Here is a 19596-nt window from a genome sequence, read left to right on the forward strand (position 1 = left end):
ATCAAAGACTGGGCAAATCGCTTAAGTAGTCATCTTGCCAGATCATTTGCATGGACTGGGCACTGATGTTTCCGCCACTGAGTATGACCAGAACGCGCTTTCGAGATGTTTGTTTAGCCAGCCAACTTGTGACGGCTGCCATACTCATAGCACATGTAGGTTCAACGTGTACTTTGAGTATATGGTGCAACCATTGGGTCCAGTATTTTATTGCCTCTTCATTTACTTCATAAAAATCGTCCAAGGCTTGTAAATATGGGAAAGTTACTTCTCCGACAGCCGGAGTCGCCGCGCCGTCAGCGAGTGTTTCTGGTGCAGTGGGTAGATTCACAATCTTTCCCTGTCTCAATGAATCTGCAGCATCGTTTGCTGCTAACGGCTCTGTTCCAATCACCTGTGTATGGGGTGATAAGGAGCGGGCGGCAATTAGTGAACCACTCAATAAGCCACCTCCGCCACAAGGCGCAAATATACCGTCTATGTTGTCGAGTTCAGACAAGCTTTCGGCGATAACCGTGCCTTGACCCGCAACGACATCGGCGTCATTAAAAGGTTTGATCCAAGCACAGTGATCGGCTTGTGCAGCCTCTCTCACGGCTTCGTCAGCCAAAAGTCTATTTGAGTATAGTTTCAGTGTTGCGCCATATGCACGCGTAGCACTTGCTTTAATGGGCGATATACTCTCGCTGGCATAAATACAAGTAGGTATACCGAGTTTATTTCCGATGTAGGCCACGGCTTGAGCATGATTTCCCGACGAACTAGCAACAATCTTGTTAGGACGGTGGTTGTTTTCAAGTGCTTTCAATAAGAAGTTAGTCGCCCCTCTTAGTTTAAAAGCGCCTGTGGTTTGCATACACTCCGCTTTAAAAAAAATGTCATGCCCAAGCCATTGGTTGAGCATGGAAGAGGACAAAATGGGGGTCTTTTTTATGTAAGGTGAAATTCGCTGTTGTGCCGCAAGAATGTCTGCAAACTGTATACTGCTCAATGTTGTTGCCTGTTGTCCAAATGCGTATCAAAAAATCGCGTGATCGTATTGTATAGATGAGTACCCGTTTGTTTACCACGGATACTGTGTTTTTTACCTGGGTAGTCCATTGTATGAAATGGCAAAGCCAGATCTTGAAGGTGTTTGTAAAGCATTGTGCTGTGCGTAAACAAGACATTGTCGTCAGCCATTCCATGGTATATGAGCAATTCACCTTTAAGTTGATGTGCGTATGGAAACACACTGGCGTCAGTGTACGCCTTGTCTACAATGTTTGGGTTACCCATATAACGTTCTGTGTAGTGTGTGTCATACAGCCGCCAGTCAGTTACTGGTGCGCCTGATACCCCTGCTGTAAAATAATCGCCAGCTTTAAACATGCTCATTAGAGCCATGTAGCCACCATAACTGTGTCCGTATACGCCAATTCGGTTTGGGTCAACATAGTCTAAACTTTTTAAAAAGTTAACGCCACTGATTTGGTCGCTAACCTCAATGTCTCCCATGGCACGGTAGAGCACATCCTCAAAGGCTTTGCCTCGATAGTTGGAACCACGATTATCTATACTAAATACGACGTAGCCCTTATTTACCCAATATTGAAACAATAAACCTCGGTTGCCTGCCCAACGATTGGTAACAACTTGCGCAATAGGGCCTCCATAAACATAAACAATGACGGGGTGCTTTCCCTTTAGCTCTTTGGGTGTGTACAAACGATAGTGTAAATCTGTCGTATTATCCTGAGACCTGATCTTACCAAAACTCGGTTTTACCCATTGAGCCTGAAAATCTGCCAGTGGGTGGGTAGTGTCGATTTTGTTTTCACTTAACCAAGTTAGGCGTTTTCCTTCGCTATTGTGTAAGCTTACTTGTGGAGGGGTATTGATACTTGAACGATTGTTTACGTAGGCAGAGGCGTCCTTACTAAATGTGGGGCTGTGATAGTAGCCGGGTGTTGATAAACGAGTGATTTTTTTTGTTTGCATATTTACACTGTATATATGACGTTCAGTGACACTATCTTTGCGACCAGTAAAGTAAATAAGCTCATTTTCAAAATCAATTGCTGAGATACTGTCTACTACCCAGTCTCCAGAGGTTAGCTGCGTTAGCTGTTTTCCATTATTGTCATGTAAATACAGGTGTTTGTACCCGTCTTTTTCAGATGCCCAGATAATTTGTTGCTGCTTAGAGAAGTACAAATCATCATGTAAATTAATCCATGTTGGACTTGTTTCACTTATTAGCGTGCTTACTTGTTGGGTGTTAAGGTGATAAGCCATTAAATCGAGGCGCTTTTGATCCCTTGATTGTACCTGAAACGTTAAGGCGTTATGGTGCATCCACTTAACTCTTGCTAAGTAAATATCTTTTGTATTACTCAGTGGTACCCAACTTTTGCTCTTGTCATCTAAGTTAATCACAGCCAGTTCTATTTGCACATTGTTCGTACCTGCTTTAGGGTACTTTTGCTCAATCATTTTTATGCTGTCTGCGTAAATTTCTGAACGGGTAATGGTATCCACAGGGCTTTCATCTACCTTGGTAACGGCAAGGTGTTTTTCATCAGGTGACCACCAGTAACCGGTCATTCTTGACATCTCTTCCTGCGATACAAATTCTGCCATGCCGTATTTAATATCACCGCCACCTTCAGTGGTGACAGCCTCTTCGACACCACTTTCAATATGCGTGACATAAAGATTTTGATTGCGGATGTAGGTGATATAGTTGCCTTTCGGAGAAAAGCGTACATCAGTTTCGAACTCTGGTGTTTCTACTAGCTTTTTCGCGGCCTTGTTACCTAGTTTGTAGTAGTAAATATCGCCTGCGAGTGGGAAAACCAAGGCATCGCTTTGCGGGGACCAAGCGTAATCAAGTATCCCACTACCGTACACCCGCATCCGCTCTCTTCGGGCTTTTTCTTCGTCAGATAAGTTCTCGTTGCCGGTGTGTAAGTCATCTGCGTCGAACAAAATACGGGTTTTGCCACTTTTCAAGTGGTATTCCCATAGGTCATAGCGTTCAAAGTCCGTGGCTTTGCCTTTGATAAAGGTGACGCGCTCGCCATCAGGAGACAATTTTAATTTACTCGGAGCAGAGCCCGAGAGGCTAGGTGATTGAAATATACGCTCAATGCTAATGGTGTCACTAGCCAATACAGAGATGCTTGTTAAAGTTTGTACTGTAATTAGTACGCTGGTGGCAATAAATCTTAGTGTCGTTTTTGTCATTTTTAGTATTTATAGTTATCGTTAAGATTAAGGCTAAAAAAGAGTACCATAAAGCGTGCGTATATGAATAATAAAAAAAGTGCTTTAGTACTAGGGGCGACAGGGCTTGTGGGGTGCGCCTTAGTAAATGAATTGTGTTGGGATGAACGCTATGAGAAGGTTGTTTGCCTGATACGAAGCCCTCTAGTGGCAAGTCGCTACTTTGACCCTACGGGCAAAATTGAACCACTCGTTATAAATTTCGAAAATCTGCAAGATTATCAAGGTTATTTTTCTGTTGACCATGTTTATTGTTGTTTAGGTACGACCATAAAACAAGCGGGTTCAAAATCAGCATTTCGTAAAGTCGATTTTCAACTCATCCACGTTGCCGCGCAACTTTCTCGCGCACAGCGAGTCAAAAGCTTTGTATGGATATCCTCGGTCGGAGCAAACGCGAAGAGTCGTCATTTTTACTTACGCGTAAAAGGTGAATTAGAAAATGCGATTTTGTCTATGCCTCAGTTGAATAACCCTTCGGCAGTGAGACCGCCATTGCTGCATGATGACCGTACTTCGATTGGTCAGATAAATCGCCCTTTGGAAAGGTTTGCATCTTATGTATTGGTGGCGATAAGCCCTTTATTGATAGGGAGATTAAAAAAGTATCGACCGGTAAGAGCGATTCAGGTTGCAAGAGAAATGGTGAGGTTACAAGTTTTTTAGCTTAGCGGCCTTTGATCTGATACGGTCTCGGCAACACTGCTTGCTACTTCTCGATAGTGCTAAGGTCTCATAACTATCGTCATTAATTTTGCTTGGATATACAAACTGATTCTAAAGTAAATAGCAGTATTGGTGGATAAAGAGTGAGAAAGAAATTGTTGTGTTAAATAGATAGGTAGTGTTTTCTTAAAATTTAGGTGCATAAACCAAAGTCGTGTTAAAAGCCCTTCCAAAATGGCTCAACACAGGCCGTCATGGCTTTGGCGTTTTGATTTGTGTATCTAAAGTGACATTAGGAACATTGCCAATACTAATAACGGAGTTGTGTTTATGGATCTACTATTGCCTGAAAGTGTGCGAAGTTTGTTTGAAAAAATTAAGGTCAATAGATTTTGGTGGGATGGGGTACAGGTTAACATACCCATGCACTGTGTATATGCCGTCATTCCTAACCCAGTGGCCGATCACTATACTGACATCTCAGGTTTTAACGTACCCATACTCGTGCTGGGCAACTATAACGTCCCAATTTGGGATCCGATGCACAAAAAGATTGAAAAAATGCCAAAATACGCCATAGTACTGATTCATCAAGAAGGTCAAAAGTTTGGTCTGTATGCATATCCATCTGATTGTTTGGATGAGTCATTCGAATTAAGTTATGATGAATGGTTTAAGCGTCAAAAGCTGTTATAAAGCAAATATTCTCTTCAATTATTTCTGGATTCTAAAATACCGCTAAGGTTACTGCTTGAATTATCATCTCATATTTGCTGAGTGCTTGGGTGCACTCGCAGTGATTCTTAATTTTATTGGTTATCGTCAGCACGATCTGAATAAATATTTACTTATTTCAGCAGCGGCGCTAGCCTGCTTGAGTGCACATTTTTTTATGATAAATGCATTGGCTGCGGGGATCAGTTGTGCACTTGCATGTAGCAGAAATATTATTGCCTTGTACTATCGTGGTAATCCCATTTTAGTGTTTTTTGTATTAGCAAACATCGCGTTTTTCTCTTATGAGTGGTGGTGGTTGGGAAGTGAATGGGTAATATTCATTGCATATGCCAGTTCACTGATTTTTACGATTGGTTCTATTGTTTTAACCAGCGCTAAACGCGTAAAGCAGTGGTTTATTTTTGCTGAAGGTCTTGGACTAATGTATTCGATATTGGTAGGCAGTATTTTCGGGACGGTCTTTAATACATGCAACTTAATCAGTATTTTTTATAGCCTGTATAAAAGTCGCCACAATAAAGCTTAATAGATAATTACAGACATAAAAAAAAACTGGCATATGCCAGCTTTTTTTATTTTGATTTGCGTGTTTAGTCTTTTTTGACCAAAACGGAAACGTTTTGTATGCCGGCAATTTTTACCTGATCCATGACCTGCACAACAATGCCATGATCGGTATCTTCGTGAGCCTGAATAGCGGCAGTATCTGTGTCATTTTCTGCTAGGTAAGTTTGTGAGTTAGCCACTACACGGCGAATATCAACAATACGTCCACCCATTTGAATTTGACCATTGGCATCGATGCGTATGGACAATGCTTTTGAAGGCTGATTATTGTTTTGATTATCTTTAGGTCTATTCGCCATCAAACCACGCTCTGATGAGAAGGTTGTGGTTACGATGAAGAATATTAACATTATAAACACGATGTCTAACATCGGGGTCATATCAATTTGCGCGTCGTCATCTGAGGCTGTGTGTTTTTTTCTCTTCATTTTCCAGCTCTTTTTTCTATTCGATAATATTTATAGTATAACTATTCCGGTACAAAAGCATAGAGCTAAGTGTTAAAAACTTTGCACTAATTTTGATTTTTCTCAGTCAACAAAGATATAAAGACAGCTACTGCGTGTATTCTTCGACAATCTGAGTACACCATTGTTGAATGCGCTCATGCGACAAATCAAATTGGTTTTCGTCATCAAGACTTAAACCCACAAAATACGTTTGGTCTGCTGTCAAGGCTTTTGACGCAGCGAATTCGTAACCTTCGTTAGGCCAATAGCCGATAATATCAGCGTCCAGCGCGACAACTTCATCATGCAACATACCCAAAGCATCTTGAAACCAATCAGCGTAACCCAGTTGGTCACCAAGGCCATAAATCGCTACTTTTTTGCCTGTTAGCTGCAATGAACGAATGTCATCCCAGGTTGATTCCCAGTCTTCTTGTAACTCGCCAAAGTCCCAAGTTGAGATACCAAAGACAATGAAATCAAATTCTTCACACTTTTTTAGCGCGGTATCTTTGATATTGAACATAGGGATTGTTTGCGCGGTCAGAGTATGCAGAGTTTCTTGAATTTTCTCTCCCGCCATCTCTGTATAGCAGGTAGTGGAGCCGTAAAAAATCGCGATACGCATGTTATTTTAGTCTTGTGTTTGTTGAGTAAATTCAACCGTGCTGCCATCAGCACAAATTAATTTACATGTTTGTTCGGTGCCATCTTCGCTTAGCTGCAGTAAACCAAGGGCACAAGCGTTTACAACATCGCCATGCTGGTTCTCTGGCTGGCGTTGCTTGACCGACATGTTTCTGCGTTGTGTCAAAAAGTTTAAAGGTGAACGATGCCCGTATAACAATCGGTTGCAGCGGTCGAAAAAATTAATAAGTTTTTGTGGGAACTGGTTGTGAATGCCAGAGCAAGTAAATTGCACGATCTTAGGACTGTTCCGACGAAAGCGCAAAGACACATCGTATACAAAAGAGTAGTGTACGTCGCCTGACAAAATAATGAAATTTGGTGGAGTTTTTATATGCCTAAACACATTCAGCATCACACTTGCTGTACCTTTGTGTGCCATCCAGTTTTCGGCGTCGACCATTAAGGCGCCACCAAATGCCGTAAAAATACGCTGTACCGTTTCGATAAACTTGACACCGTAAACTGGTGCTGCTGAGACCATAATCACTGATTGTTTACCCATTATGTTCTGCTGAAGTTCGCATAAGCCCTCCCAGTCCATTAGACCAGACGGTTTGTTTGGGTTAGATTCGCTGCGCCAACGCTGTGTGCGAGTATCCAGTACATGGATAGGCGGTGATGTGGACAAATTATAATGCCATTGGTCAAAGTCAAAGAGCTGCGTCAAAAATGCTTGATGATTTTTTATTCCATCTTCAGTAAAAGTTTGGTTTGCAGCCTCAATCAATGGCGTTAGTTTTTGCTTTGGGTTGCCAATGCCTTGGCATAAAAAATACGCGCAAATTGCGTTGCCAACGATTTGTCGTGAGTAGGGGTTGCCATAAACTTGTTCTTCCCAACCGCGCGTTAGATTCCAGTCATCGGTAACATCGTGGTCATCAAATATCATGTAAACAGGCACGTGTGCTAGTGCCTTTTCGACGGCAGGTAAACTTTCGACGAACGCTTCAATGTTTTGTTTTTCTTTGTTGTAGCGCTCTATATACTCCGGTTTTAATTGTGGTGGATGCAAATCAATGAATGACCACAGCCTAGAAGACCAAGACAAAAGATACAGCGCTAACATTTCATTTAAGGCGATCAGGTGATTATCGGCATTAACAGAGGTAAAAACCGGCTTTTGCTTGGCTTTAAAGAATGCTTTTGACAAATCCTTGTTTCCCTCGGTTTTGGGCAAAAGCAACGCGCGTTCGTAAAAACAATGCGCGTGACCGAGAAGATCTGCAGATGACGCTATCGTACTGCCTGAGATATCCTCATGAAATAGTCCAAGCAAAGTGATAGTTTGTTGAATGGCGTGCAGCATTGGACCGGCAACATCATCAATATAGACTTGGTCACCGGTCATTAATACGAGATCCGGAATATCCTGTTTGGCTTGAGTAGGAGAAACTAAGTTCGCGAGTTGGGGTAGTGCGTCTTTTGCATAGTGGTGAGCTTTTCTGCACGAACCATGAATGACATTTGTTAACTTGTTTGCGAAAAGAAAACTAAAACGAGGGAGAGTTGAGCCTTGATTTTCGTATGTGAGCGCTGGCAGTAAAGCGCTTAGCTCACCTTGTTCAGATATATTGAGGTCGTAATAATATCGACTACCACCGCATAGTTTGTTTTTGCCTAGTTCAGCGGTAAATAGGTGGATATAACAGGCTTCTCCAATAGGCCAAGAAAGCTGTTCTGTGCACTTGAGTGTGATAGATTCATGTGCTTCGTCAAACAGTAATAAACTGGCCTGAATTGCTCGTGTACTTACCAGCCAAACATTAAAGCTGCTCGCCGTTGTATCTCTTAATATTGGCCCGGCAATGATAAGGGGGAGAGACTGCATTTGAAGTGGCAATTAATTGTATTTCACGGCTTGGTTATCTATGCGTTATAGCATAACATGCTGAGACTATTAGAAAAGTGCTGGTGCTAGATTTAATAATGAATAAAAGTAAATCAATCTTTGCGTGCTGCATGATCATGAGTCTCCTTGGGTGCTCGTCTCTGCCGCAAGTCAATACCCTACAAGGAAAGTGGATTCTCGAAAAAGACGGTAGCACAATGCTCAATCCTCAGACGTCTGGCTTGGTTATGAAGGATGGCGTACTTTATTCGGTTTCCGATGCCAGCGCGGATGAGAGTCAAATAAAACGGCTGCATATGATCGATCCCAATTCCGCCCGTGTGATCAACAAATCGGAAGGGATGGCTTTTGATGAGTTCGTTAAAAATTCATGTTTTTACAGCTACTTGGCGGGAGAGCCAGATTATGAAGCATTAGTACCTGATCCTTATCTGGACGATGCATGGATTTGGGTAACGGAAGATGCGAGCCGAGGCGAACCGTTGAGTGGGGAATGTCAGCGTCAATATGGCGATTCAAATTCAACCACTTACCCGACTTTGTTGGTGCGCTTGGTTCAGGAAGGTGATGCTTTGCGTGTAATTGGTGTCAGACCACTTCAATTTGATACACATGACGGCTTAGCTGATTTGCCAAATGACGGAATTGAAGGTCTAGCGTTGACCAAAGATAAAAAACTGTTGTTGGGTCTCGAAAAAGATGGTGCGGGGCAACCTCGCGTATTCAGTGTTACTCTGTCTTCAGATTTTTTTGATAGCTTGTTATTTGCAAGGGTTAAGGATGCTGGGCTTAAACTGCCAACATTTGATAGTGGTAGTCACCCTATTAACGGTATGGATGTGTTTTATCGCTCAAATGGCGATGGTTATTTAGTCGCGGCGGCAAGAAACGACAATGAACTTTGGATCATAGATCTCCAAAAGCAAAAGGAGACAGTAATCGTCCCTCTTGAGTTTTTTGCTCCGTCAAACACCAGTCAGAATTGTGCTGCCTTTCATTTGATGGATAACGCATCGTTGGAGGGGGTTGCCATTGCCGATGGTACGATTTATTTGGTTAATGATCCGTGGAAAGAAAACTATCACAAAAATCTCGTCTGCCCCCAAGACAAAACCGCCTATGATAGATTTTCTCCCTTGTTGTTTCAGCTAGCAATTGATGATGCTTGGTTTAACTAGGGTCTGTGAATAAGATGAGAGTCTGCAGAAGTTAAACTGAGCCTATCATTTGCCGCTTTATGCCTTAAGTCTTTTCGCAAAGGTTTTCTTGAACTTTGCGAGTTTTGGGGCAACGACCATGTTGCAGTAAACATTTTCAGGATTATTGTTAAAGTAATCCTGGTGATAGTCCTCTGCCTGAAAATAAGACGATAGTGCTTTGACTTCAGTGACGATGGGTGCCAAGTATATCTCTTCGTCACGCATTTCTTTCAAGATTGCTTCAGCCTCTTCTTTTTGTTCATTTGAGGTATAATAGATTCCTCCTCTGTATTGCGTGCCAATATCATTACCTTGGCGGTTGAGTTGAGTCGGGTCATGCAAGGCAAAAAAAATTTCGAGTATTTCTCTACGCGAAATAATATTTGTGTCAAAACTCACTTGCACAACTTCAGCATGGCCAGTATTACCTGTACAAACTGCTTCATAAGTAGGGTTCTCTGTGTCGCCATTAGCGTACCCAGAAAAAGCACTGATCACGCCTTCAATTTGGTTAAATGCTGATTCGATACACCAAAAACATCCGCCCGCTAGGGTTATGCGCTCTTCTGACATAGGGTTTTCCTGCCTGTAATATATTACTTACAGAAGTGTGTACACCAATATCAATTTTCAAGTCATCTGTTTAACAATATTTGTAGTATATACCTTTGTTAAGCGCACGGCGGGATATACTCGGTAGGTCACCCTCCTTTGTCGCAAAATTTATTTTTCAGGGATGAAAAATCAAAGTGTATATAGATATACTCGCAGCGGATTTGCGACAAAGGAGGGTGACCTACCGAGTATGTCCCGCCGTGATTTTTAGCATCATCTAGCTGCGAAGAACAGTGTTATTTCAGATAAATAGGGAAGGGCATATGGCTTTTACAATTTTTTATGATGGCAAATGCCCACTGTGTGTAAAAGAAATGCAGCATTTAATTCGAAAAGACAAGGAAAATAACCTGCAGTTTGAAAACATACATGCAGGTGATTTTAGCCGAAAATTTCCTGACCTAGACATTAATGAGCTTGACGCACGCATTCATGGTATTGATGAAAACGGCAAGCTTTACATTGGTTTGGATGTGACACACAAAGCGTGGAGTTTAGTTGGTGTGGGGTGGCTGTATGCGCCGCTGCGGTGGCCTCTACTTCGTTGGTTCGCGGATAAAGCTTATCTGGTGTTCGCTAAGCATCGATACAAGCTCTCTTTTTGGATAACAGGCAAAAAACGTTGTGAAGATAACTGCGAGATCAAATTGAAATGAGTCAAAAACGTGTTTTAGTGGTAGGTGCAAGTGGTGGTATTGGCCGCGCAGTAGTCGACAATTTATCAAAAGATCCTAGCTATACCGCGATTAATGCAGTATCGCGTCAAAAAAAGCTTCATCATACTGATACACGGGTAACGCATATTGCGCTTGACAGTAACGAAGAAGCAATCGCTAGTTTTATTCAACAGATAAAAGGCATGGGGGAGCGATTTCATGCTGTCTATATTTGCACAGGTGTTTTGCACACTGGTGGAGACGGTAAACTTAAACCTGAAAAAAGACTGGAAGATATGCATGAGGTACAGTTTTTGGAGTATTTTCGAATTAACACCGTGTTGCCCTCACTCTGGCTGAAGCATCTTGTGAACGTCATGCACAAAGACTATGCGGTAATCGCGCTAATTACTGCCAGAGTAGGCAGTATTGAAGACAATCATTTAGGTGGTTGGTATGGCTACAGAAGTTCCAAAGCTGCCTTAAATATGGTGATTAAAAGTGCTGCCGTAGAATACGCCAGACGCAGCCCGAATACACGACTACTAAGCTATCATCCTGGAACGGTTGATACGGGTCTATCAAAACCCTTTCAATCAAGAGTCAAACCAGAGAAGCTTTTTACCCCTGCATTTACCGCAAACCAACTTGTTGCGCTCACACAAGCACTTGAGCTTGAAGATTCTCCTTACTTTTTGGATTGGGCTGGAAAGCCTATTCCTTGGTAAGGCTAGGATATTCAACATACTTTTTGAAGCTAGTGTTACATGCTCAAATTGAGGGGCAGACATTTGTATAGATGCTTGCTACCATCACATTGAAATAAATAAAAATTCAAAACGCTTACAGTTCCTTCACCTGTAATTCTGGCATTAACAAAGCCTGAAAGGCAAGGAAGCCTTTTAGGAGTCCCCATGGAAGGGTTTATGACGACTTTGTTAATGGCAGATTTACAGGTGAAGGCAATATAAGTTAAAAAAATAATAAATAAGGATGGCTGATGGCAGGTGGTAGAGAACAGTTTGGCTCTAAGTTGGGCTTTATTTTAGCGGCAGCAGGTTCTGCAGTGGGTATAGGGAATTTGGTCGGTTTTCCTGTAGGAGCGGCTAAAAATGGAGGCGGTGCATTTTTAGTTATGTATGCCTTGTTTGTATGCTTTATTTGTTTGCCTGTTATGGTGGCAGAAATGACCGCGGGTCGAGCCAGTCAAAAGGATCCTCTAGGGGCATACACAAGCTTAAGTGGTGGCAGCTGCGGGTGGCGCTTTGCAGGATGGTTATCCATTGTTACCCCTTTTATGATAGCGGTGTTTTATTCAGTGATTACCGTGTGGATTTTTGGTTATTTGCTCGAATCGCTGATAGGCAATCTGGACAAGCTTGCCGAACCTGAAACCTTCGGCTCCTTCATCACATCGTATTCTTTGTTCGCTTACATGGTTGGGGTACTGCTAATTGTGTACTTTATTCTTCAAGGCGGCGTAAAGCAGGGGATAGAGAAAGCCGCCAAAATATTAATGCCAGCTTTGTTTATTATGTTGTTAGCGTTGGTTGTTTTTGTGCTGACTCGCGACAATGCCATGGCCGGTGTTACGTTTTATCTCGTCCCTGATTTTTCAAAAATCGATGCTGGTGTGGTAAATGGTGCGTTGTCACAAGCCTTCTTTTCGCTGTCCTTAGGAATGGGCATAATGATAACCTACGGTAGTTATATCGATAAGAAAGCAGATTTACCTCAGTCGGCAAAACTAGTAGCACTGACTGACACAGCGGTTGCGTTTACCGCTGGCCTGATGATATTGCCTGCTATATTTTCGTTTAATCCTAGCGTGGATACGGCTTCTTTGAGTGAAAGCTCTATCTCAATGATCTTTTCCTACTTACCTCAGATTTTTCTAGAAATGCAAAATTCAGTGGGCTATGTGGGAGCAAGTGCAATCGCGAGTATTTTCTTTTTGTTAGTATTTTTTGCAGCCATTACCTCTTTAGTGTCTATATTTGAAGTGCCTGTGGCATCGCTGATGAGTGAGAAAAAAGTAACAAGAAGAACTTCACTGATTATCTGTGGTGTATTACTTATTGTGCTTTCAGTATTTTGTGCTCTGTCCTTTGGCTTTGTTGAGTTTTTTACTAAATTTATGGTGTATGCGGGTGCCGATAAGTCGTTCTTTGATCTAGTATATGATGTGTTTTACGACACAATCCTACCCTTAAATGGTTTGTTGATATGTTTGTTTGTCAGTTACCGTTGGCGCAAAAAACAATTTAATGATGAAGTGACGCTGGGGAGCAAAGGATATAAAGACACTTGGGTACAAAAATACGTCGACTTTTCACTAGGTACCTTTATCCCTATTATTCTTGCAGCAATATTCTTGAATACAGTGGCACTTAAATACTTTGGTGTGTCAATCGTTGGTTAAGGTAACATATCAAAAGGGGAGGGGTATTGCAGCGCAATACCCAATGCTTTGAGTGTGCCTTTAACTTCAATTGTTTTGGTTTTGGTAAGCTGCGTTGTGCTTTGGGCCGTAGTTTTTGTCTCGAAATTTAGGAGAGGCAGGCCTAGTTTTAGTGCACACCAACTATAATACTCTTGCCTGCTGGGGTGTATTTGGCTGCACAGGTTAAACACCTGACGATCAAAGTTGTTCATCAGAATAGATTGGATTGCTGCGATAACGTCGGCTTTATGCACCAAGTTTACTGGCGCGTGCGGGTTTGCTAAGGATTTACGCTTTGACAGTGAATATATGGGGTGACGATAGCCAACTTCTGGGTTAGGTCCAACTAAACCTGCTAGGCGCAAGACGGTAGCTTGTGAATAGCTAGAAAGTAGATAAGTTTCTATATCAGCATGGACTTGCCCTGACGCTGTTTCTGGGGAAGTGGGTGTGTCGTTCGTCACTACACCCGCACCTTCAGCAAAAACTGAGCTTGTACTGACAAACAGTATCTTATTGCAACCTTCAGTTTTAGCTGTGTCAATCAGTGACTTGATGGCGTCAAAGTATCGTTTAGGTTCAATATTGCGTCTGCCAGCAGCAATGTTAATCACAATATGCCTTTGAGAAAACAAGGCATTTGCTGTTGCCTTGTCAATCCTCTGATAACAGTCGAATAAATGAGTACAAATACCATTACTATTTAGGTGCTTCTGTTTTTCTGTTTGTCTAACAGTGCCGACAATATCAGCGCCTTGTTGGGACAGACGAAGCGCTAAGGAATGTCCCAACCAACCAAGGCCAATTATAGTAACTCTCATTTACACTCTAGATTTTTGGATTATGTGCGTTGTTTGACGTTAATCATATCGATATTTTTAAATGCTTCAATAGTTTGCAATTGCGTTTCTGTTTTGTCTAGTTCGACGAGTGAATCGCAAAACGCCTTGGCACTATGTTCTAGGCTCGCGGCTTGTGTTTCTACTTCCGATTCAATATCTGCACCCAACTTTTCCATTCTAGCTTCAAAGTCAGAGAAATTACCGTCACCATTCAGCATGCTCCGACCAAGCGCCATAAAGATCTCCCCCATGCCTTCTGAGATCAAAGCTTCAACAGTATCTTCAATTTGTTTGCCTAAGGTACCAGAAACGTTGCCGCCATCTGTGAAAACACTCTTACCAAACACAATCACGCCATCTTCAGGGAATATTGCGGATTTCACTTCTTTTTCAATGGCTAAAATACTGTCATTCATTGATTTGACAAACTGGCTATCGTCTCCGAAAAAGCCGGTAAATACTTTTGTTAAAGCTGTATTGGCAATCTCAACGGCATCTTCAGCGAGAGAAACGGCTTGCGGTACTGCTTGGTTAATTTGTTTGTAATAACGGCTTGCAATATCTTTTTGTTGGCTGTTCAAATCTAGTGAATGCCCTGTTTGGTGTACTTCCCCAGACTTTTCGATGATGAGCGTTTGACTTTCCCCATGTTGGATTGCAATTTGCCCATTGGTGATGCGTACTTCTCCTTCAAAATTAATATCGCACTTATTGCCGATGCTATTAAAGTCATGAGCATTTGCATGTAAGCTAGCGGTACTTAGCAGTGTTGTAATAATGAATATACATTTTTTCATGAATCTTGATCCTTTATGGCTTGATACGCAATGTTATATGTTTGGATGTAAAGCAATCACTAAGCCAATAATTATCGTTATTTAAATCAGTTACTTACGCTTGTCTTCTTTTATATATTTACTACTTTGACGATAAAAATAGTGAGTTTTTTTATTATTTAGTTAATTTGACTAAGATCATATTATCTAAAAAAAGACAGTAGAAGCATGGAGACAGTCAAAACTTTGCGTATAATACTCACTAGGGTCTGTACACCAAAGGCCAACAGACCCTAGAAAAGCTTTAAAATATATGGGCGTGATTCTGCTTTGTCGTCGCTGAACGTCTAATAGAATCTCACCGCATCTCGAATATTGAATAAGGTATTTTATGAACGACATTCTAAACACATTAAAATTGGGCGTTTTGTTTTTGGCGCTTATATTGGGGTTAAGTTGTATTGTTATGAGTGTTATTTCGAATAAGCAAGGTGCTGCCGCCATGCAAGAGCGTGTAGAATATGGATTTTTTGGCGTAACAGGTTTAGTGATTACTGCAGTAATGGCTTACGCACTTGCATAATTTATAAGGGCTATATTCTACCCCTTCATTTTTTTGACAAGATAGGGAGTCACTTGCTGTGGTTACCTATTCTTTGATACACGCTTAGTCCAAATATAGGGGCTAAAGACAATATATGGTCAAAAATGTCTGCTTGTGTTTGTTCATATTCAATCCACTCTGTTGTCTTTGTAAAACAATAAATTTCTATTGGCAACCCAATTTCACTCGGTTTAAGTTGACGAACCATACAAGTTAGTTGCTGGTTGATGAGTGAGTGTTCCTTTAGATAATTTTCGATATACGCGCGAAAAGTGCCGACGTTGGTTAGCTTGCGCGTATTAATGAGATCTTTATTCTGGGACTCCGTTTGTTTGACATTGTCGGCTAACTGTTTTGTTTTGTCTTTTAAATAAGTCTCGAGCAATATAAATTTTGACCATGCTTCTATATCTGATTGAGTTGCAAAGCTAATGCTATCCATGTCGATATTGATGGCACGTTTTATACGCCTTCCTCCTGCTTTTTTCATGCCTTGCCAATTTTTTACTGGCTCTGCCGTTAATGCATATGTCGGGATAGTGGCGATAGTCTTGTCCCAATTTTGTACTTTTACTACTGTTAAACCGATTTCTTCTATGTCGCCATCAACACCGTATTTCGGGATTTCTATCCAGTCCCCCTCATTAAACATCCTATTTGCGGCGATTTGAATCCCTGCAACAAAACCTAAGATTGTGTCTTTAAAAATCAGCAACAAAACGGCAGCGATGGCGGTCAGTCCAGACAACAAATAGATAGGACTCTGACCAATTAGCAGCGAAATAATGAGAAATATAGTGACGATAGTTACGAGTAAGCGAGTAACTTGCACAAAACCCGTAATGGGCGCTTTTTTGGCGAATGTCGACGCTTGGTATATTTTGTCGATACCACTAATTAAAGCTTGCAGTACTAAAAAGCTTGTTGCAATCAAGTATAAGCTGGCACTGAAGTGGATTAAGGCATATGAAATACTCGACATTGAGTTGACAGTTTCATTTGCGTAATACAAAAATAGTCCAGGAAAAAGATGGGCTAATCGGCGAAAAAAGCCAACCTGTAACAAGTAGTCATCCCAGTCAGTTTTTGTCAGGCTAACGATTCGTGTTATTTTCCATAAAAATAGAATCCTTACTCCTGCCCACATAATGATACTCCCCAGTATTAATAGAGAGAAACTCATTAACTGATATGGGGCAGAGTCAAGTGAATATTTACTCAAATCGAGTAAATCGAGTAAGCTTAATATGTACTTAGAGAAAATTGGCGTACTTGTCGTCATATCTATTTTTGTTCCGCTAGTGCTGCTTAATTTAGCCACTGTCTGATACGTTGGTCTTTTTCTTGCCAGCGTTCATTAAGCCATAATTGGAAATTTTTCTTGAAGGTCTCGTTTTCAAAGTAATCACCAATGATCTTGTTATGCACTGGGATTGTTTTCACATCAATCACTATTTTGTTCATTCTACCCCCTAGCATGTCCATCATGGGGTGCTTGGTGTTGGGGTAGGCTAGGGTAATATCGAGGACTTCACTAAAAAGTTCTCCCATTGAAGCGAGGGTAAATGCAATACCTCCCGCTTTAGGACGCAGTAAATGTGTATAGGAACTGCCGCTGCTGATTTGCTTTTTACTTGTAAAACGCGTGCCTTCTACAAAATTGATAACGGTAGTGGGTTGATTTATATACTTTTGGCAAGAACGGCGCGTGGTCTCAATGTCTTTGCCCTTCAAATGAGGGTGCTGTGCTAAAAATTTTTTGCTATATCTCTGCATAAAAGGCATATCCATGGCCCAAGCAGCTAAACCAACGATAGGAAGCCAAATTAGTTCTTTTTTCAGGAAGAACTTTGGAGGAGGGATGCGTTTATTACAGAAGTTTATTAACAAGATAATGTCTAGATAACTGATGTGGTTAGCGATAATTAGGTACCATTTATTCTCAGAAAGTGCTCGATCAATCGTGATATTTAATTCGGGTTTGTTGAATATTTTGATCAATGCGACACTAATCACACTAAAACTCATATAAAAGTAATGCATAACGCTGAGTATTGTCGGTTGAAGCGACTTTATTGGCAGGAGCAGTTTAAAAAAGCCAAGTATAATAACCAATATTCCCCAAAAACTCATATTGCTAAGTTGCAGAAGCAGATGAATTGGAAAAATAAACAAAGACTTAATACCCCACATACTCAATGATGCTCCTTGTGCTTATTTACTAGGGTCTATTGACCTTAGTAAGCTATTTTTGCCCAGCCTCTATTCACTTGGATCTTCGGACTTAAAGCCATAGTTTACTACCGAAACCCGATTACGACCGGCTCTTTTGCATTTGTACAGTTGTTCGTCCGCCAGCTCAACAATGTCATGGAGTGTCAAATTGACATTCCCGAGAATACTACAGACGCCAATACTGACAGTAAATGTGACCTCTTCGCCACTGGCTGAATGTAATTTGAGCAAGGCAGTTTGCTCGTGAATTGACTGCATCATTTTATGATGTGACTCAACGTCCTTACCACTCATCAGAATAATGAATTCCTCGCCACCATAACGACCTATAATATCAGTATCCCGTTTACAATTTCGTTGCATTAATGCTGAAAAAGCCTGTAAGCATTTGTCGCCAAACGGATGACCATAAGTATCGTTAATCTGTTTGAAATAGTCGATGTCTAGTAATGCCAAACTAAAAGGTAAGCCCAAACGATAACTGGTTTTAATCGCATTTAAGGCTAATTCTTCGAACCCACTGCGGTTGAGCAATTGAGTCATACCATCTTCACGAGCTTGTGCCGCTAACTGTAGATTTAGTTGCTCGAGTTGAACGGTTTTTTCGGTCACTTGCTGCTTTAGACGATCTTCAAAGCTCTGCATCAAAAACTGTGTACGCTTTAGTTTATTGGCAACGTCAGAAAACTCTTTGCTTGCGCTCAATATTGAGTGCTCTGCCGGTTTTTCCTGCGTTTCAGGGTTGAGTAGCTCAACAAGTGGCGCGGTGATTCGTGTAGACAGGTTGTAGGCAAAGAGTAGAAAAAGTGAAATTACTAGGATGATTGCAATACCAATACGAAAGTACTTGGTTTTTAAGTGATTTGCATAAGTACCTAAATCATCCAACACATATATCTGCCAGCCGAATCGGTTTATTGTCTTGTTGATAAAATAGTTTTGTCCATCCATTTTTACGACTAATAAGCCCTTGCTTATGTAGTGAGGAGAGATTAATGGCGTGAACTGTTCCAGTAGCGATAATTCAAAGTCTCCATTGATAAACAATGTTTTACCCTTTGAGTCTACAATGACAAGTCGTGGCTGCTCGGTTAACTGTTCAATGTTATTTTTAAGTTCGTTAATTGCCGCTAAATTTATTGCGCCAAAAACAATGCCCGAAAAAACGTCATTTTGGAAAGTCGGGGAAGCTATAGATATCATCGGTTCAACAACGATGCCTTTACTCAATATCGCCTCGGAAATTGACGTTTCTCTGCCAAATTTTGCGTCGATAAAGTACTGCCTATCAGCAATGTTTTTTAAGGATTGAGGCAGTCTATTGACGCTTTCATTGAGGTTTTCAGGCGCAAAATACAACAAGTTCCCGTCGCTATCGACCGTGGTAATATTAAAAAATGCCGGATAATTTATCTGAGATAAAACCATTGATTGATTAATTGTCTGTGACGGCACCCCCAAACTTACTAACTGCGCATGATACTCAATGACTTGTTTGTGCGTTTGTAAAAAGCTTTCTGTCATTTGAGAAACTACTGAGCTACTAGATACCAATTCACTTTTTAGCGTAATTTGATCGTCCTCGGTAGCACTTTCAATGTAAACAAATGAGAGAATCAGTAGCGGTAAAGTCAATATTGAAGCACAAAGCGAGAATATATTTGAAGCTAATTTGTGTTGTTCGTTTGATAACTTGTCGTACTGGTATTTTTTAGGGACAAAAATCAAAATACTGACCGCAGTCGCGGCATTTAATAGTCCGTTTAGGCCGGTGTTTATTGTAATAATGGCGTTAATTGCACTCAATTGTTCAGTTGCGATAGACAAAAATAGGAACAGCAGAGGCATGCCGATACAGAACCAATGTATAAAAGCAGCAAAAATTATGAAGACTCGTTTATACAGTAGGCCTGCGATCACGAAATATTCTAGGGCATGAAAAATGATCAAAAACGACGGCTGATTCGATTGTAATAGCGCAAACAATGAGGCAATTAAAA

The 19596-nt window shown here is 41.2% G+C and carries 19 protein-coding genes; 8 read left to right on the forward strand and 11 right to left on the reverse strand.

The window, feature by feature from the left end; translation table 11 throughout:
• Position 1 precedes the first annotated feature (1 nt).
• Together ACFOHL_RS06280 and ACFOHL_RS06285 are read right to left on the reverse strand one after the other, a co-directional pair.
• Positions 2 to 991: a serine/threonine dehydratase gene (locus ACFOHL_RS06280; RefSeq protein ID WP_376919356.1), complete on the reverse strand. Its 990-nt coding sequence runs from the start codon at positions 989 to 991 to the stop codon at positions 2 to 4.
• Positions 988 to 3228, reverse strand: coding sequence for a S9 family peptidase (locus tag ACFOHL_RS06285; RefSeq protein ID WP_376919357.1), 2241 nt, complete (start codon positions 3226 to 3228; stop codon positions 988 to 990). Before ACFOHL_RS06285 ends, ACFOHL_RS06280 begins: the two co-directional genes overlap by 4 nt.
• Before the next feature lie 63 nt (positions 3229 to 3291).
• Here ACFOHL_RS06285 and ACFOHL_RS06290 point away from each other — a divergent pair, with 63 nt between their 5' ends.
• The 3 genes from ACFOHL_RS06290 to ACFOHL_RS06300 all read left to right on the forward strand — a co-directional run bounded on the left by ACFOHL_RS06290 (position 3292) and on the right by ACFOHL_RS06300 (position 5197).
• Positions 3292 to 3933: an NAD(P)H-binding protein gene (locus tag ACFOHL_RS06290; RefSeq protein ID WP_376919358.1), complete on the forward strand. Its 642-nt coding sequence runs from the start codon at positions 3292 to 3294 to the stop codon at positions 3931 to 3933.
• A gap of 330 nt (positions 3934 to 4263) precedes the next feature.
• Complete coding sequence (locus tag ACFOHL_RS06295) at positions 4264 to 4629, forward strand: hypothetical protein (protein ID WP_376919359.1); 366 nt, start codon at positions 4264 to 4266, stop codon at positions 4627 to 4629.
• Between the two features lie 55 nt (positions 4630 to 4684).
• Positions 4685 to 5197, forward strand: coding sequence for a YgjV family protein (locus ACFOHL_RS06300; protein WP_376919360.1), 513 nt, complete (start codon positions 4685 to 4687; stop codon positions 5195 to 5197).
• A gap of 64 nt (positions 5198 to 5261) precedes the next feature.
• On the opposite strand, the gene ACFOHL_RS06305 is transcribed toward ACFOHL_RS06300, so the two are convergent.
• The 3 genes from ACFOHL_RS06305 to ACFOHL_RS06315 form a co-directional block, all read right to left on the reverse strand.
• Positions 5262 to 5666, reverse strand: a complete 405-nt coding sequence (locus ACFOHL_RS06305) for an ExbD/TolR family protein (RefSeq protein WP_376919361.1) — start codon at positions 5664 to 5666, stop codon at positions 5262 to 5264.
• A gap of 127 nt (positions 5667 to 5793) precedes the next feature.
• Positions 5794 to 6315: a flavodoxin FldB gene (gene fldB / locus ACFOHL_RS06310; protein WP_376919362.1), complete on the reverse strand. Its 522-nt coding sequence runs from the start codon at positions 6313 to 6315 to the stop codon at positions 5794 to 5796.
• Positions 6316 to 6321: 6 nt separating this feature from the next.
• Positions 6322 to 8205 carry an alkaline phosphatase D family protein gene (locus ACFOHL_RS06315; protein WP_376919363.1) on the reverse strand — a complete coding sequence of 628 codons (1884 nt, stop codon included), beginning with the start codon at positions 8203 to 8205 and terminating at the stop codon, positions 6322 to 6324.
• A 98-nt stretch (positions 8206 to 8303) separates the two neighbouring features.
• Here ACFOHL_RS06315 and ACFOHL_RS06320 point away from each other — a divergent pair, with 98 nt between their 5' ends.
• A complete protein-coding gene (locus tag ACFOHL_RS06320) occupies positions 8304 to 9404 on the forward strand; it encodes a hypothetical protein (RefSeq protein WP_376919364.1) in 1101 nt (366 codons plus the stop codon).
• A gap of 57 nt (positions 9405 to 9461) precedes the next feature.
• Here ACFOHL_RS06320 and msrA read toward each other — a convergent pair whose 3' ends face one another.
• Positions 9462 to 9998 (reverse strand): peptide-methionine (S)-S-oxide reductase MsrA, encoded by a 537-nt coding sequence (gene msrA / locus ACFOHL_RS06325; protein ID WP_376919365.1) that lies wholly within the window; start codon positions 9996 to 9998, stop codon positions 9462 to 9464.
• Between the two features lie 305 nt (positions 9999 to 10303).
• Between msrA and ACFOHL_RS06330 the strand changes: the two genes are divergently transcribed.
• From ACFOHL_RS06330 to ACFOHL_RS06340, 3 genes are all read left to right on the forward strand, one after another.
• Entirely contained in the window at positions 10304 to 10696 is a 393-nt protein-coding gene (locus ACFOHL_RS06330; protein ID WP_376919366.1) for a thiol-disulfide oxidoreductase DCC family protein, read from the forward strand.
• Positions 10693 to 11424: an SDR family NAD(P)-dependent oxidoreductase gene (locus ACFOHL_RS06335; protein ID WP_376919367.1), complete on the forward strand. Its 732-nt coding sequence runs from the start codon at positions 10693 to 10695 to the stop codon at positions 11422 to 11424. Before ACFOHL_RS06330 ends, ACFOHL_RS06335 begins: the two co-directional genes overlap by 4 nt.
• A gap of 272 nt (positions 11425 to 11696) precedes the next feature.
• Complete coding sequence (locus ACFOHL_RS06340) at positions 11697 to 13118, forward strand: sodium-dependent transporter (RefSeq protein ID WP_376919368.1); 1422 nt, start codon at positions 11697 to 11699, stop codon at positions 13116 to 13118.
• On the opposite strand, the gene ACFOHL_RS06345 is transcribed toward ACFOHL_RS06340, so the two are convergent.
• Together ACFOHL_RS06345 and ACFOHL_RS06350 are read right to left on the reverse strand one after the other, a co-directional pair.
• A complete protein-coding gene (locus ACFOHL_RS06345) occupies positions 13115 to 13960 on the reverse strand; it encodes an NAD-dependent epimerase/dehydratase family protein (RefSeq protein WP_376919369.1) in 846 nt (281 codons plus the stop codon). The two genes, ACFOHL_RS06340 and ACFOHL_RS06345, sit on opposite strands and share 4 nt — an antisense overlap.
• A gap of 20 nt (positions 13961 to 13980) precedes the next feature.
• The gene (locus ACFOHL_RS06350) at positions 13981 to 14778 is read right to left on the reverse strand and encodes a DUF2884 family protein (RefSeq protein ID WP_376919370.1); all 798 of its coding nucleotides are present in this window, start codon (positions 14776 to 14778) and stop codon (positions 13981 to 13983) included.
• A gap of 370 nt (positions 14779 to 15148) precedes the next feature.
• Here ACFOHL_RS06350 and ACFOHL_RS06355 point away from each other — a divergent pair, with 370 nt between their 5' ends.
• The gene (locus ACFOHL_RS06355) at positions 15149 to 15340 is read left to right on the forward strand and encodes a hypothetical protein (protein WP_376919371.1); all 192 of its coding nucleotides are present in this window, start codon (positions 15149 to 15151) and stop codon (positions 15338 to 15340) included.
• A gap of 49 nt (positions 15341 to 15389) precedes the next feature.
• Here the strand turns inward: ACFOHL_RS06355 and ACFOHL_RS06360 are convergent, their stop codons facing one another.
• From ACFOHL_RS06360 to ACFOHL_RS06370, 3 genes are all read right to left on the reverse strand, one after another.
• Complete coding sequence (locus tag ACFOHL_RS06360; protein ID WP_376919372.1) at positions 15390 to 16643, reverse strand: mechanosensitive ion channel family protein; 1254 nt, start codon at positions 16641 to 16643, stop codon at positions 15390 to 15392.
• A 26-nt stretch (positions 16644 to 16669) separates the two neighbouring features.
• Complete coding sequence (locus ACFOHL_RS06365; protein WP_376919408.1) at positions 16670 to 17554, reverse strand: acyltransferase; 885 nt, start codon at positions 17552 to 17554, stop codon at positions 16670 to 16672.
• Between the two features lie 69 nt (positions 17555 to 17623).
• Positions 17624 to 19444: a sensor domain-containing diguanylate cyclase gene (locus ACFOHL_RS06370; RefSeq protein ID WP_376919373.1), complete on the reverse strand. Its 1821-nt coding sequence runs from the start codon at positions 19442 to 19444 to the stop codon at positions 17624 to 17626.
• Between the last annotated feature and the right edge of the window lie 152 nt (positions 19445 to 19596).

Origin of the sequence: Agaribacter flavus, assembly GCF_042646125.1 — a bacterium.
GTDB lineage: Bacteria > Pseudomonadota > Gammaproteobacteria > Enterobacterales > Alteromonadaceae > Glaciecola > Glaciecola flavus.